This is a genomic window from Salipiger mangrovisoli, assembly GCF_015223355.1.
Taxonomy (GTDB): domain Bacteria; phylum Pseudomonadota; class Alphaproteobacteria; order Rhodobacterales; family Rhodobacteraceae; genus Salipiger; species Salipiger mangrovisoli.
This window is the reverse complement of record NZ_JADFFK010000002.1, coordinates 88,139-100,805: the sequence shown is the minus strand read 5'-3', so window position 1 is coordinate 100,805 and position 12,667 is coordinate 88,139. Positions and strand designations below refer to the sequence as shown.

Here is a 12,667-nt window from a genome sequence, read left to right as displayed (position 1 = left end):
CGTTCGGCCTCTACCACCCCTCGCATCCTCCGGCTATGTTCGCGCCAACATCTTCTGGAGGAGACCCGCGATGAAACGTTCCCACGTCAATGAGATCCTGCGCGCCAGCGAGGCGTTCATCCGCAGCCATGGCTACACGCTGCCGCCCTTCGCCTATCTCACCCCCGAGGGGCTGAGGAAATCCGAGCATGGCGAGATCAAGCGCCGCCGCATGGGCTGGGACGTGACCGACTACGGCGGCGGGAAATTCGACGAGCTGGGGCTGTTCCTCTTCACCACCCGCAACGGGCTCAACGCCGATCTCGGCCAGCGCAGCGCCATGCTCTACGCCGAGAAGATCATGATCTCGCGCAGGGACCAGCTCAGCCCGATGCACCGGCACGATCTCAAGGTCGAGGACATCATCAACCGCGGCGGCGGCACGCTGGTGCTGGAGCTCTTCACCGCCACGCCCGAGGGCGAGATCGACCGCGACGCCGAGGTCACCGTGCTCTGTGACGGCATCGAGCGCAGCCTGCCCGCCGGCGGGCACCTGAAGCTCGATCCGGGCGAGTCGGTGACGCTCTTCCCGACCACCTGGCACGCCTTCTGGGGCGAGGGCAGCGACGTGCTGATCGGCGAGGTCTCGACGGTGAACGACGATCTGACGGACAATATCTTCGCCGAGCCTCTGGGGCGCTTCTCGGAGATCGAGGAAGACGAGGCACCGCGGCACCTGCTGGTCTCGGATTACGACGACAAGCTCTGAGCCGCGGCCGAGACCGCGTCAGGCCATCCACCACCGTTCGGCCATGCGCGAATCGTCCATCGCACGCATGGCCCCCACGCGCTGCGGCGTGGCGATGCGGGCCGAATGCGCCTGCAGGTGGTTGGCGTACATCGGCAGGATCAGCCCGCCCTCGTCGCGGCTGATCCGCTGCATCTCGGCGTAGAGTTCGGCGCGGCGGGCAGAGTCGAACTCGGCCCGCGCCTCGCGCAGCAGCGCGCCGAAGCGGCCCGAGCCACCACGGGTGGCATTCCAGGGCGCGGCTTCGGTCAGCACGGTCGAGAAGGCCCAATCCTCGGTGGCGCGGCCGGACCAGCCACCGGCCCGGAATCCGGCGCTGTCGCGCGGCCAGCGCGTCTCGGACGGAAGCTGGCGCAGCTCCAGCGAGATGCCGGCCTGCGCCGCGCTCTCGCGGTAGAGCTCGGCCGCGCGGGTCGCGCCATCGAAGGCCGCCTCGGAGACCAGCATCGGCAGGGCGATCCCCTCGAGCCCGGCTTGCGAGAGATGCCAGCGGGCGCGCTCGGGATCGAAGCCCTGCGGCTCGAGCGCGGCGAAATAGGGGTTGGCGGGGCCGATCGGGCTGTCCTGCCCGATGCTGCCGTGACCCTGCAGGATCTCGGCCACCATCGCCGCGCGGTCGACCGACGCCTTCAGCGCCTGGCGCAGATGCGGATCGGCGAAGGGCGCAAGATCGGTGCGCAGCGCGAAGCCGTAGTGCTGATTTCCCGCGAGGCTCTGCACGGTGAAGCGCGGCTCGGCCTGCAGCGCGCCTGCCTCAGCGGCGGGAAGCCGGTCGATGGCGTCGACGCGGCCCGAGCGCAACGCTTCGAGCCGCTCGCGCGGGTCGTTCATGGCGAGGAAATCCACGCCGTCGAACCAGCCCGCGCGGCCGTCCTTGTAATGCTCGGCGACCCGGCGGCCGATGAAGCGGCGGCCCGGCTCGAAGCGTTCGACCCGGTAGAGCCCGGTGCCGATGCCGCGCGCCATGGCCTCGGCGATCTGCCCGGCGGGGTAGATCAGCAGGTGGTAATCGGCGAGCAGATAGGGGAAATCGGCGTTGCCGGTGGCGAGGGTGAACTGCACCTGATGCGGCGCGGTGGCGCGCATCTCCTCGATCTCGGCGACGATGGGCCGGGCCGGAGAGGCGGTGTCGCGATGCAGCGCCAGCGAGGCCAGCACGTCTTCGGCGCCGAACGCCTTGCCGTTGTGGAAGCGCACGCCGGTGCGCAGGTCGAAGGTCCAGACGCGGGCATCCGGCGAGGCGCTCCAGCCGGTCGCCAGCTCGCCGCGCAGCGCGCCGCCCGCCGCCACCTCGGTCAGCGTGTCGAAGACCGCGCCCTGCGCCGCGGCGCTCATGAAAAGCCCGGCGTGGGTCCGCGCGTCCCAGCTGTCGGAAATCCGCGCGCCGCCCAGCGCGGCGCGGAAGTAGCCGCCGCGGGTCGCCCCCGCCACGGCGGCGGCACCGGCCAGTCCCGACGCGCCGAGAACGGCGGCGGCGAGGGCCGATTGCAGGACGCGGCGGCGGCGGATGACGGTCATGGCGCGGGGCGCTCCCCTGGAGTCGTGTCTGGTGTCGTGTCTGTGCGGTGCCCACTCTGCACGGCGGCCCGCCCGGGCGCAACAGCGCCCCTGTTACAGGCCGGTCAAACCTGCGCCATCGCGGCCCGCGCTCAGTACTCGTGCCGGTTGGGCAGGCTTTCGAGCAAGGCAATCTGGTCCATCACCCGCACCAGTTCGGCGCTGATGCCCGGCTCCGACAAGGCATGGCCGGCATTGCGGATCATCCGCAGTTCGGCCTCGGGCCAGGCGCGCGACAGCTCCCAGGCGCGGCGCGGCGGGCAGATCATGTCGTAGCGGCCCTGGACGATGACCCCGGGGATGCCGCGCAGCTTGCCCGCGTTCTTCAGGATCCAGCCGTCTTCTTCGAGGAAGCCCGCGTTGACGAAATAGTGGTTCTCGAGTCGGGCGAAGGCGCGGGCGTAATCCGCCGGGGCCTCGCCGCCGTGACCGTTGGAATAGACCGAGGCCAGCGCGTTCTCCCAGCTCGACCAGGCACGGGCGAAGCGCACTTCTTCGCGCAGGTCGCCGGAGAACAGCCGCCGGTGGTAGGCGGCAACGAGATCGCCGCGCTCGTCTTCGGGGATCAGGCTTTCGAAGCGCGCCCATGTCTCGGGCCAGAACTGTCCCGCGCCGCCGCCGTAGAACCAGTCAAGCTCGGCCTGGGTCATCATGAAGACGCCGCGCAGCACCAGCTGGCGCACCCGCTCGGGATGGGTGATCGCATAGACCAGCGACAGCGTCGCGCCCCAGCTGCCGCCGAAGACGATGACCCTGTCGATCTCCAGCGTCTCGCGGATCTTCTCGATGTCGGCGACGAGGTGCCACGTGGTGTTGTTCTCGACGCTGGCGTGGGGCGTTGAACGCCCGCAGCCGCGCTGGTCGAAGAGCACCACGCGGTAGACGTCGGGGTCGAAGTAGCGCCGCATCGCCGGGCTGCAGCCGCCACCGGGGCCACCGTGCAGCACGATGACCGGAATCCCTGACGGGTTTCCGCATTGCTCTACATAGAGCTTGTGCCCATCACCGACGTCGAGCATGCGCTGGTCGAACGGGTCGATCGCGGGATAGAGATGTTGCACTGCGCTCTTTTGGCCCGGGTATTTGTCCATGGAACCTCTATATTGGCTGATGAGCCCAAAAGAAAACGGGATACCTGCACTATGACCCTGACCGTCGATCCGTCCGAAGTCGCCAAGTTCGAAGCCATGGCGGCAGAATGGTGGGACCCGAACGGAAAGTTCAAGCCGCTGCACATGATGAACCCCGTGCGTCTCGATTATATCACGGCACAGGTTGCCGGGGAGTTCGATCGCGATCTTGCGACGCCGCGTCCCTTCGAGGGGCTGCGCATCCTCGACATCGGCTGCGGCGGCGGGCTGCTGTGCGAGCCGATGGCCCGGCTCGGGGCCGAGATCGTCGGCGTCGATGCCGCCGAGCGCAACATCCCGGTGGCGCGCACCCATGCCGAGCAGTCGGGGCTGGAGATCGACTACCGCTTCTCCACCGCCGAGGCGCTGGCCGAGGCGGGCGAGCAGTTCGACGTGGTGCTGAACATGGAAGTGGTCGAGCATGTCGCCGACCCGCAGGCGTATCTGAATGCCTGCCACGACCTGCTGAAGCCCGGCGGGCTGCACCTGTGCTCGACCATCAACCGCAACGCCAAGAGCTTCGCCATGGCGATCGTCGGGGCGGAATGGGTGATGCGCTGGCTGCCCAAGGGCACCCATGACTGGGCGAAATTCATTACCCCGGACAAGCTTTACGAGCTGATGCGCAAGGCGGGCCTCGAGCCGGTGGACCGCAAGGGCTACGTGTTCAACCCGGTGACCTGGCGCTGGTCGATCTCGGACCGCGATCTGTCTGTGAACTACGTGACCGCAGCGCTGAAGCCCAAGGGCTGAGACGCGACACCGCCCCGGAAATCGACCCTGATCAAGGGGAAAAGCGCCTGTCCGAACCTCGGGCAGGCGCTTCGCGGTTCAGCGGCGTGCGGTCATTCCGCCGGACGCTGCGCGTGGTGCGCCAGCTCGGCCTCGGCTTCGGGGTCGATGTGCAGATCGTCGATCACCACGCCCGCCGCGGGGTCGCGGTAGACCTCCATGTCGATCTGTCCCTCGGTCTTGGCGACGATGGCGGTGACCACCGCGTCGCCGGTGATGTTCACCGCGGTACGGATCATGTCCATCAGCCGGTCCACCCCGAGGATCAGCGCGATGCCTTCGATCGGCAGCCCGACCTGCCCCAGCACCATGGTCAGCATCACCATGCCGACGCCCGGCACCCCGGCCGTACCGATCGACGCCAGAACCGCCATGCCGATCACCGTCAGGTAGCCGGTCAGCCCCAGATCGATGCCGTAGACATTCGCCAGGAACACCGTCGCCACGCCCTGCATGATCGCCGTGCCGTCCATGTTGATCGTCGCGCCGAAGGGCACGGTGAAGGACGCCACCGAGTTGGTCACCCCCATGCGCTCGGTGACGGCGCGCAGGGTGACCGGGATCGTGGCGTTGGACGAGGCGGTGGAGAAGGCGAAGATCTGCGCCGGACGGATCTTCTTCATGAAGATGAAGGGATCGAGCCCCGAGAAGACCTTGAGATACAGCATCAGCGTGACGAAGAGGTGCAGCAGCAGCGCGCCGACCAGCACCAGCACGTAGGTCATCACCGGCAGGAACAGCCCGATTCCCTGTTCGGTGAAGGTCTTGGCGATCAGGCAGAAGACGCCATAGGGCGCGAAGGCCATGACGATCTCGACCACCTTCATCATCAGCTCGTTCATGTATTCGCAGGCATCGACGAACGTGGTCGAGCGCTCACCCAGCATCAGCGCGGCGACACCGAGAATGATGGTATAGAAGATGATCTGCAGCATCTCGCCCGCGGCAAACGAGGCCACGGGGTTGCGCGGCACGATGGCGGCAAAGGTTTCCCAGATGGTCGGCGCCTCTTTCGCGGTGACGCCCGAGGTATCGACCCCCTCCATGGTGAAGCCGTTGCCCGGTGCCACGACGATGGCGATGAGGATCGCAACGGCGATGGCGGTGGCGGTGGTCAGCAGGTAGAGCCCAAAGGAGCGCCCGCCGACCCGCCCGAGGATGCGGATGTCGCCGATCCCGGCGACGCCGCAGATCAGCGAGAAGAACACCAGCGGCACCACCAGCATCTGCAGCGCGTTGACGAACATGCGCCCGACCATGCCGAAGAAGCCGCCGACGATATTGCTGTTGATCCAGCCGATCTGCAGCATGTTCAGGATCACGCCGAGGACGAAGCCCGCCCCCATGCCGATCATCACCTTGGTGGTCAGGGAAAGTCGTCCGGTTGCAGTGCTCATGTCACCCTCCATGTGTCATCCTTCCAGTTTCGCGAACTGGCAGACCCGGAGGCGGAAAATCTGGCACTACGTCATGAAAAGGTGAACTGGCGCTGCCGGATCACCTCTAGATTGCATAGAACTTTGGCAGATTCCTACTGAAACATCTGACCCAAGGTCACTCTGCCTCGAGCTTGAGCCGCAACTCGCGCAGCACCGGCAGGGCGGCACGCACCTTGTCGGCCCCCAGATCCTTGACCATTTCCGAGATCACCGGCGCCATCGCCGCCAGCGCCGCCTCGCGGGCGCGCTTGCCCGCCGGGCTGATGGAAACCATCTTGCGCCGCGCGTCGTCCCAGTCGGGACGGATGTGCACGTAGCCCGCGATCTCGAGCTTGGTGAGCGTGTTGGTCATCGCGCCACGGGTGACGTGGAAGCTGCGCGCCAGCTGTGCCGGGCTGCGCTCGTTCTGAACCCGCGCAAGGTGGTTGAGCACGGAGAAATGCGAGATCTCCATGCGGTCTGGCAGCACGCGGGTCAGGCGGTTGCGCAGGAGCTGGTCGGCGGTCAGAAGCTCGCTGAACAGCGATATGGCCAGCGCATCGACGGGGGAGCTCATGCCGGTCCCTCGAACTGGCGGTCGTGGGTGAGCACGGGGATCTGCGCGCGGGCCCTCGCGACCTGCGCAAGGTCGATCTCGGCATAGACGATGCCCGGCTCGGTGCCGCCGTCGGCCACCACCTCGCCCCAGGGGGAGACAACCAGCGAATGGCCGTGGGTGCGGCGCGGCTTGCCCTCGGAGATCTTGTGCGCCCCGCATTGCGCCGGGGCCAGCACCCAGGACCCGGTCTCGATGGCGCGGGCGCGCAGCAGCGGCTCCCAATGCGCCGGACCGGTGGCGGGCGAAAAGGCCGCGGGCACGGTGAGGATCTGCGCCCCGGCATGGGCCAGCGCCCGGTGCAGGTAGGCAAAGCGCACGTCGTAGCAGATGGTCATGCCGACGGTGCCGAGGGGCGTTTCCACGGCCACCGCCCGGTCACCGGGGGCGAACCCCTCGGACTCGCGGTAGGTCTCGGTCTCGGTCACCTGCACGTCGAACATGTGGATCTTGTCGTAGCGCGCGGCGATCTCACCCTGCGGCGTGATCAGGAAGCTGCGGTTGGCAAAGCGCGTCTCGGGCGGCGCGGACTTCACGCCCAGAGAGCCGATCAGCAGCCAGACGCCCAGCCCCTTCGCCTCTGCGCGCAGCCCGGCGAGGGTCTGATCCTCGGACTCGGGTTGCAGCACCGCCTTCTGGTGGCTGCGGCTCGACGAGACGCAATTGGTCACTTCCGGCGTCAGGATGAACTCCGCGCCCTGCCCGGCCGCCTCGCGCATCATCACGCGGACAGTCTCGAGATTCTCCGCCGGATCGTCCGACGAGCTGATCTGAAGCAGCGCGGCCTTCATCACGTCTCTCCGTCAATCGGCCAGCAGCGGGTCGAGCTTGCCGTCACGCTCCATGGCGTAAAGGTCGTCACAGCCCCCCACGTGGAACTCGCCCACGAAGATCTGCGGCACGGTGCGGCCGCCGTTGGCGCGCTGGGTCATCTCGGCGCGGCGCTCGGGCGCGGCGGCGACGTTGATCTCGGTGAACTCGGCGCCCTTCTGGGTAAGCAGCCGCTTGGCCGCGACGCAGAAGCCGCAGGTGGGGGTGGTGTAGATTTCGATCGGTTTCATTCAGGAGTTCCCTTTCCGGCGGGCTGGCAGCCCATCTTTCAGGGATTTAGGTATCCTTTGCAACGCGCGCCAGTACCGAGACCACCACCTGCGTCGCCCCGGCCTCGATACAGGCCCGCGACGCTGCGGAAAGCGTCGCGCCAGAGGTCATCACGTCGTCAACCAGCAGCACCTTCCGACCAGCCAGCGCGGTCCGGCCGCGTGCCGAGGGCTGGATCGCTCCATCCAGCACCGCGAACCGCGCCTCGCGCCCCTTGCCATCGAGCGCGGGTGTGGCGCGGATCCGGCGCAGCGCGTCCGGCATGTGCCCGAGCCCCAGCTCTAGCGCCAGCGCCGCGCCGAGCAGCGCCGACTGGTTGTAGCGGCGGCGCAGGTGGCGGCGCAGGTGCAGCGGCACCGGCACCACCAGCGCCCCCTCGGCCAGCCCGCGCAGATCGCGCGCCATCCAGCGCGCCGCCGGGCCGGCGATGTCGGTGCGATCGCCGTGCTTGAGCATCAGCACCAGCTTGCGGCCATTGTCGCGGTAGAGCAGCGCCGCGCGGCCCTTCTGCCAGGGCCGCTCCTGCGCACGGCAGGCGTCGCACTGCTCGGCCGCGTCGGACCGACCGGGCAGCGGCGCAGCGCAGAGGTCGCAGCAGAGCCCGCCAAGGAAAGGCGTGTCGCGCCAGCACGGGCCACAAAGCCCGTGGTCGCTTTCCACCAAGCCGCCGCAGATCAGGCAGCGCGGCGGATAAACCAGCCGCAGCGCCCCGCGCATCAAGGTTTGCAACCGCTCACGGCGCATCCTATCTAGCCTCCATGTCACGCCCAGTTTCCAGCCAGGCCCCGCAGCTCATAGACCGCTCCGCCCTCGCCACGCACCGCGCCCGCGCGCGCCGTGCGCCCGAGCTTGCGCGGGCGCTGTTCCTGCACGAAGCCGCGCGGGACGAGGCGCAGGATCGCCTGATGATGGTTAACAGGGCGTTCAATTCCCCGGCCATCGTCACGCCTTTCCCCGAGATCTGGCAGGGTGCCCTGCCCGGCGCCCGGATCGTCCCCGACAACGAGGTTCTGGACCTTGAGCCGGCGGCGCATGACCTGGTGATCCACGCGCTGGCGCTGCACTGGGCGAACGATCCGGTGGGCCAGCTGATCCAGTGCCGCCGCGCCCTGAGGGCGGACGGGCTCTGCGTAACCATCGCCTTCGGCGGCGAGACCCTTTCCGAGCTGCGCGCCGCGCTTGGGCAGGCCGAGATCGAAGTGACCGGAGGACTGTCGCCGCGGGTGCTGCCGATGGGCGAGATCCGCGACCTCGGTGCGCTGCTGCAACGCGCCGGGCTGGCGCTGCCGGTGGCGGATTCCCTGCCGCTCGATGTCAGCTACGAAAGTGCCCTTCACCTGATGCGCGACCTGCGCGCCATGGGCGAGGCGAATGCTCTGTCCGCCCGCCTGCGGCACCCCACCCGCCGCGCGGTGCTGCTGCGCGCCGCCGAGCTCTACGCGCAGACCTACGCCCGTCCCGACGGTCGGCTCAAGGCCACGTTCGAGCTGGTGACCCTGACCGGCTGGGCTCCGGACGAAAGCCAGCAGAAGCCGCTGCGACCGGGCACTGCGGCGCATCGTCTCGCCGACGCCCTCGGCGCGAGGGAAACCCCGCTCAAGGATTGAATCATTCTAAATTCGCGTTAATTAGCGCGTGACTTTGAGGGAACAGAACGCATGAACGACATGACCACCGGCCCGATCCGTCCCGCTCAGGCCCCCGCCGATCACCCGGCGCTCCCCCGCGAAAAAGTCGGTATCCTGCTCGCCAACCTCGGCACGCCCGATCACTACAGCTACTGGCCGATGCGCCGCTACTTGTCGGAATTCCTTTCGGACCAGCGGGTCATCGACTACCCGAAGTGGAAATGGCAGCCGCTGCTGCAGTTGATCATCCTCAGCAAGCGGCCCTTCTCCTCGGGGAAAAACTACAAATCGATCTGGAACGAGGCGCTCAACGAGAGCCCGCTCATGACGATCACCAAGGCGCAGAGCGCCGCCATCGCGGCCTCGATGAAGGCGCGCTATGGCGATCAGGTGATGGTCGATTTCTGCATGCGCTACGGCAACCCTTCGACCAAGTCGAAGGTCAAGGCGATGACCGAGGCCGGCTGCCGCAAGATCCTGTTCTTCCCGCTCTACCCGCAATACGCGGGGGCGACCTCGGCCACTGCCAACGACGCTTTCTTCAAGGCGCTGATGGACGAGCCGTGGCAACCCACCGCGCGCGTGGTCGATCCCTATTTCGAGCACCCGCTCTACATCGAAGCGCTGGCGCAGTCGGTTGAACGGGCCTATGCGGCCAAGGACCAGAAGCCCGAAATGCTGGTGGTGTCCTATCACGGCATGCCGAAGCGCTACCTGATGCAGGGCGATCCCTACCATTGCCAGTGCCAGAAAACGACGCGGCTGCTGCGCGAGCGCCTCGGTTGGGACAAGACGCAGATCCGCACCACCTTCCAATCGGTCTTTGGCCCCGAGGAATGGCTGAAGCCCTACACGGTGGAAGAAGTCGCGCGGCTGGCGAAGGACGAAGGCAAGAAGCGCATCGCGGTGATCGCCCCGGCTTTCTCGGCCGACTGCATCGAGACTCTCGAAGAGATCAACGAGGAGATTCGCGAGAGCTTCGAGCACGCGGGCGGCGAGGAGTTCACCTATATCCCCTGCCTGAACGACGATCCGGCGCATATCGAGGCGCTGAGCCGGGTGATCGAGGACAACCTGAAGGGCTGGCTCGACTGAGCCACCCGCAGCTTGCCGAACGGGCGACAAAAAAGGCGGTGCTTTCGCACCGCCTTTTCTGTTCCGGATCGCTCCGTCCGATCAGTCGGTCGCGGCAGCAGCAGCGACGACGGCGATCAGCAGCAGCGGGATCAGGATGCCGGCCGAAGAGGACGACGCCTGGGTCTCTTCCACCACGACGACGGGCTCCATGACCATGTCGTCCTTGGCGTAGGAGCCGGCCATTGCCGAGGTGGCGGAAGCTGCGAGTGCGGCGGCGAGTGCGAGTTTCTTCATGTTAACCTCCAGAAAACGCCTGCCGGGGCTTCGGAAAACCGGCCACGGCAAGCATCAAGACTTACCTCGTGCCAATTTTCTAAGCAGAAATCCGCCGATAAAGCAAACCCCTAGAGATATCTGGGTTTTTCGACCAGTTGACCTGTCGTCAAATCAGCAACACCTGCGTTCCGACCTGCGCCATCTCGTAAAGCGCCTCGACGTGCTCGTTATAGAGACCGATGCAGCCATTCGACGAGCGGCGACCGATCTTGCGCGTGTCGTGGGTGCCGTGGATTCGGTAGTACTGCCAGCTCAGGTGCAGCGCGCGGGTTCCGAGCGGGTTGTCCGGGCCCGGCGGCACGTAATCCGGCCATTCCGGGTTGCGCTGCTTCATCGACGGCGTCGGACGCCAGTCGGGGTGCGGGTCCTTCAGCACCACCTGGGTGCGGCCCTTGCGGGTCAGGTCATCGGTCAGCGGCACCGACGACGGATAAAGGTGATAGCGGCCGTTTTCTTCCCAGAAATGCAGCGCGCGCGACGAGATATCGACCAGCACCGCGCCCTTGCTCAGGTTGCTGAAGTAGGGCTGCCAGTCGAGGGTGCGGAAGCTCGAGATGTTGTGGCGGATGACCTTAGAGATATCGTTCTCCATCTCGACCGTGCCCGCGCCATTGTAGCTCTGCGCTAGGGCCGGCGTCGCCGCCGCGCCAGCCAGCGCGGCCGAGCCGGCGAGGAAGGCGCGACGGGAGTAGGGGGATTTTGCCATGGCGGAAGTGTCCTTTGGAGCCACGAATACGAAATGCCAGTAGAAGGCTCTAAGGCCGTACGCCCGAGAGCCACTGAAGGTTCCCCATTCATATGGCGAGAGCGCCGCAGTCGCAAATCAAACACAGGTGTACACGTGCGATCACATGCATGTGGGTTTGATCACGCACGCAGGGCAAGCTATGTGAGTCCCGCGATAGTGAACAAGCGGTACGCGAAGGCCAGCCAAAAATGAACAGACGCACGTTTCTCCTGCTTTCCTCCGGCCTGCTCGCCGCGGCCTGTGCCCAGACGGTGGCGCCGTTGCAAATCGGCCCGGACGGCAAGCCGCTTCCGCGCGTCTACCGGATCAACGAGAGCGAAAGCGGCAAGATCGAGTATTCGATGCTCGATTCGGTCAACGCCCTGCGCCAGGCGCGCGGTGTTGCGGGCGTCTCGCTCGATTCCAAGCTGAACGCCGCCGCGGCCACCCATTCGCGCGACATGTCGGTGCAGAACCGCCCCTGGCACTTCGGCTCCGACGGCTCCTCGCCGATCGACCGGGTGCAGCGCGTCGGCTACACGGGTCGTCTGCTCGGCGAGAACATCTCGGAGACCTACGAGTCCGAGCTCGAGACGCTGGCTGCCTGGATGGACGATGCGCCGACCCGCGACGTGATCCTTGATCCTGCCGCGCGCCAGATGGGATTCGCCTGGTTCCAGGAACCCGGCGGCAAGATCTGGTGGACGCTGGTCATGGGTGCGCCCGATCTCGCGCCGACTCCGGGCACGCAAACCGCCGGCTTCTGAGCCGCGTCCTCCGGGAATGATCGAATGGCCGCCTCTCGGGGCGGCCATTTTCGTTGCGGCGGACGCGCCCGAAACGCCCCTGCAAAAGCAAAAGGCCGCCCAAGGGGCGGCCTGTCTAGGATCGGTGCAGTACCGCCCGTTCAGGGCATGATCAGGATCGGTGTCGGCCGGTCGGTGCGGATCATCGCGTAGATGTCCTCGATCTCGCGGTCGCTCACCGCGATACAGCCCCAGGTCCAGTCCCAGACACCGTTCTGATAGGCCGCGGGACGCCCGTGAATGAAGATGTCCCCTCCAGGGCTCTCGCCAAGAAAGCGCGCCTCGGCGCGATCGGCGGCATTGGGATAATCGATCCCGAGGCTCAGGTGGAACCGCGAATTCGGGTTGCGCCGGTCGATCATGTAAAGCCCTTCGGGCGTCTTGCCGTCACCCTCGACCTTCTTGTCGCCGGTCGGGCTGAAGCCCAGCCCGACGTCGTAGACCTTCATGATCGAATCATGGTGCAGCAGGTACATCTTTCGAGCCTGCTTATGCACGACGACATGGGTGACCGCAGGCCCGTCATAGGACCTGAATTTCATGCTCGCCGGGTCGCGCCCACCGCCGCAGGCGGCAAGCAGCAACACTGCTGCGAGCACGAACACGTGCCTGCCAATAAACATCTTGCCTGTCTCACTCGTTCTTATTTTGCCACAGTTATACATGACCGCGCGGCATCGCGATAGGAGGAG

The 12,667-nt window shown here is 66.6% G+C and carries 15 protein-coding genes; 5 read left to right on the top strand and 10 right to left on the bottom strand.

Annotated features, from left to right (window positions below; translation table 11 throughout):
* Window positions 1-70 precede the first annotated feature (70 nt).
* Window positions 71-748, top strand: a complete 678-nt coding sequence (locus tag IQ782_RS03915) for a D-lyxose/D-mannose family sugar isomerase (RefSeq protein WP_194133314.1) — start codon at window positions 71-73, stop codon at window positions 746-748.
* Window positions 749-766: 18 nt separating this feature from the next.
* On the opposite strand, the gene IQ782_RS03910 is transcribed toward IQ782_RS03915, so the two are convergent.
* Window positions 767-2,305 (bottom strand): ABC transporter substrate-binding protein, encoded by a 1,539-nt coding sequence (locus tag IQ782_RS03910; RefSeq protein WP_194133313.1) that lies wholly within the window; start codon window positions 2,303-2,305, stop codon window positions 767-769.
* A 131-nt stretch (window positions 2,306-2,436) separates the two neighbouring features.
* Window positions 2,437-3,435, bottom strand: a complete 999-nt coding sequence (gene pip / locus IQ782_RS03905) for a prolyl aminopeptidase (RefSeq protein WP_194133312.1) — start codon at window positions 3,433-3,435, stop codon at window positions 2,437-2,439.
* 51 nt (window positions 3,436-3,486) lie between these two features.
* Here pip and ubiG point away from each other — a divergent pair, with 51 nt between their 5' ends.
* Entirely contained in the window at window positions 3,487-4,227 is a 741-nt protein-coding gene (ubiG, locus tag IQ782_RS03900) for a bifunctional 2-polyprenyl-6-hydroxyphenol methylase/3-demethylubiquinol 3-O-methyltransferase UbiG (protein WP_194133311.1), read from the top strand.
* Between the two features lie 92 nt (window positions 4,228-4,319).
* On the opposite strand, the gene IQ782_RS03895 is transcribed toward ubiG, so the two are convergent.
* The 5 genes from IQ782_RS03895 to IQ782_RS03875 form a co-directional block, all read right to left on the bottom strand.
* On the bottom strand, window positions 4,320-5,663 hold the full coding sequence (locus IQ782_RS03895) for a dicarboxylate/amino acid:cation symporter (RefSeq protein ID WP_240989081.1): 1,344 nt from the start codon (window positions 5,661-5,663) through the stop codon (window positions 4,320-4,322).
* A gap of 157 nt (window positions 5,664-5,820) precedes the next feature.
* Window positions 5,821-6,261, bottom strand: a complete 441-nt coding sequence (locus IQ782_RS03890; RefSeq protein WP_194133309.1) for a MarR family winged helix-turn-helix transcriptional regulator — start codon at window positions 6,259-6,261, stop codon at window positions 5,821-5,823.
* Window positions 6,258-7,091 carry a carbon-nitrogen hydrolase family protein gene (locus IQ782_RS03885; RefSeq protein WP_194133308.1) on the bottom strand — a complete coding sequence of 278 codons (834 nt, stop codon included), beginning with the start codon at window positions 7,089-7,091 and terminating at the stop codon, window positions 6,258-6,260. The genes IQ782_RS03890 and IQ782_RS03885 overlap by 4 nt, the downstream gene beginning before the upstream one ends.
* 12 nt (window positions 7,092-7,103) lie before the next feature.
* Window positions 7,104-7,361 (bottom strand): glutaredoxin 3, encoded by a 258-nt coding sequence (gene grxC, locus IQ782_RS03880; RefSeq protein ID WP_194133307.1) that lies wholly within the window; start codon window positions 7,359-7,361, stop codon window positions 7,104-7,106.
* Between the two features lie 46 nt (window positions 7,362-7,407).
* On the bottom strand, window positions 7,408-8,118 hold the full coding sequence (locus IQ782_RS03875; protein WP_194133522.1) for a ComF family protein: 711 nt from the start codon (window positions 8,116-8,118) through the stop codon (window positions 7,408-7,410).
* A 41-nt stretch (window positions 8,119-8,159) separates the two neighbouring features.
* Here IQ782_RS03875 and IQ782_RS03870 point away from each other — a divergent pair, with 41 nt between their 5' ends.
* The gene (locus IQ782_RS03870) at window positions 8,160-9,008 is read left to right on the top strand and encodes a methyltransferase domain-containing protein (RefSeq protein WP_194133306.1); all 849 of its coding nucleotides are present in this window, start codon (window positions 8,160-8,162) and stop codon (window positions 9,006-9,008) included.
* A 51-nt stretch (window positions 9,009-9,059) separates the two neighbouring features.
* Window positions 9,060-10,124 (top strand): ferrochelatase, encoded by a 1,065-nt coding sequence (gene hemH, locus IQ782_RS03865; protein ID WP_194133305.1) that lies wholly within the window; start codon window positions 9,060-9,062, stop codon window positions 10,122-10,124.
* 81 nt (window positions 10,125-10,205) lie between these two features.
* On the opposite strand, the gene IQ782_RS03860 is transcribed toward hemH, so the two are convergent.
* Together IQ782_RS03860 and IQ782_RS03855 are read right to left on the bottom strand one after the other, a co-directional pair.
* Window positions 10,206-10,400 carry a ferrochelatase gene (locus tag IQ782_RS03860; RefSeq protein WP_194133304.1) on the bottom strand — a complete coding sequence of 65 codons (195 nt, stop codon included), beginning with the start codon at window positions 10,398-10,400 and terminating at the stop codon, window positions 10,206-10,208.
* A gap of 148 nt (window positions 10,401-10,548) precedes the next feature.
* The gene (locus IQ782_RS03855; RefSeq protein ID WP_194133303.1) at window positions 10,549-11,148 is read right to left on the bottom strand and encodes a L,D-transpeptidase; all 600 of its coding nucleotides are present in this window, start codon (window positions 11,146-11,148) and stop codon (window positions 10,549-10,551) included.
* Window positions 11,149-11,378: 230 nt separating this feature from the next.
* On the opposite strand from IQ782_RS03855, the gene dalA reads away from it, so the two are divergent.
* A complete protein-coding gene (gene dalA / locus IQ782_RS03850; RefSeq protein WP_194133302.1) occupies window positions 11,379-11,936 on the top strand; it encodes a divisome-associated lipoprotein DalA in 558 nt (185 codons plus the stop codon).
* Window positions 11,937-12,076: 140 nt separating this feature from the next.
* Here the strand turns inward: dalA and IQ782_RS03845 are convergent, their stop codons facing one another.
* Complete coding sequence (locus IQ782_RS03845) at window positions 12,077-12,598, bottom strand: L,D-transpeptidase family protein (protein WP_194133301.1); 522 nt, start codon at window positions 12,596-12,598, stop codon at window positions 12,077-12,079.
* Between the last annotated feature and the right edge of the window lie 69 nt (window positions 12,599-12,667).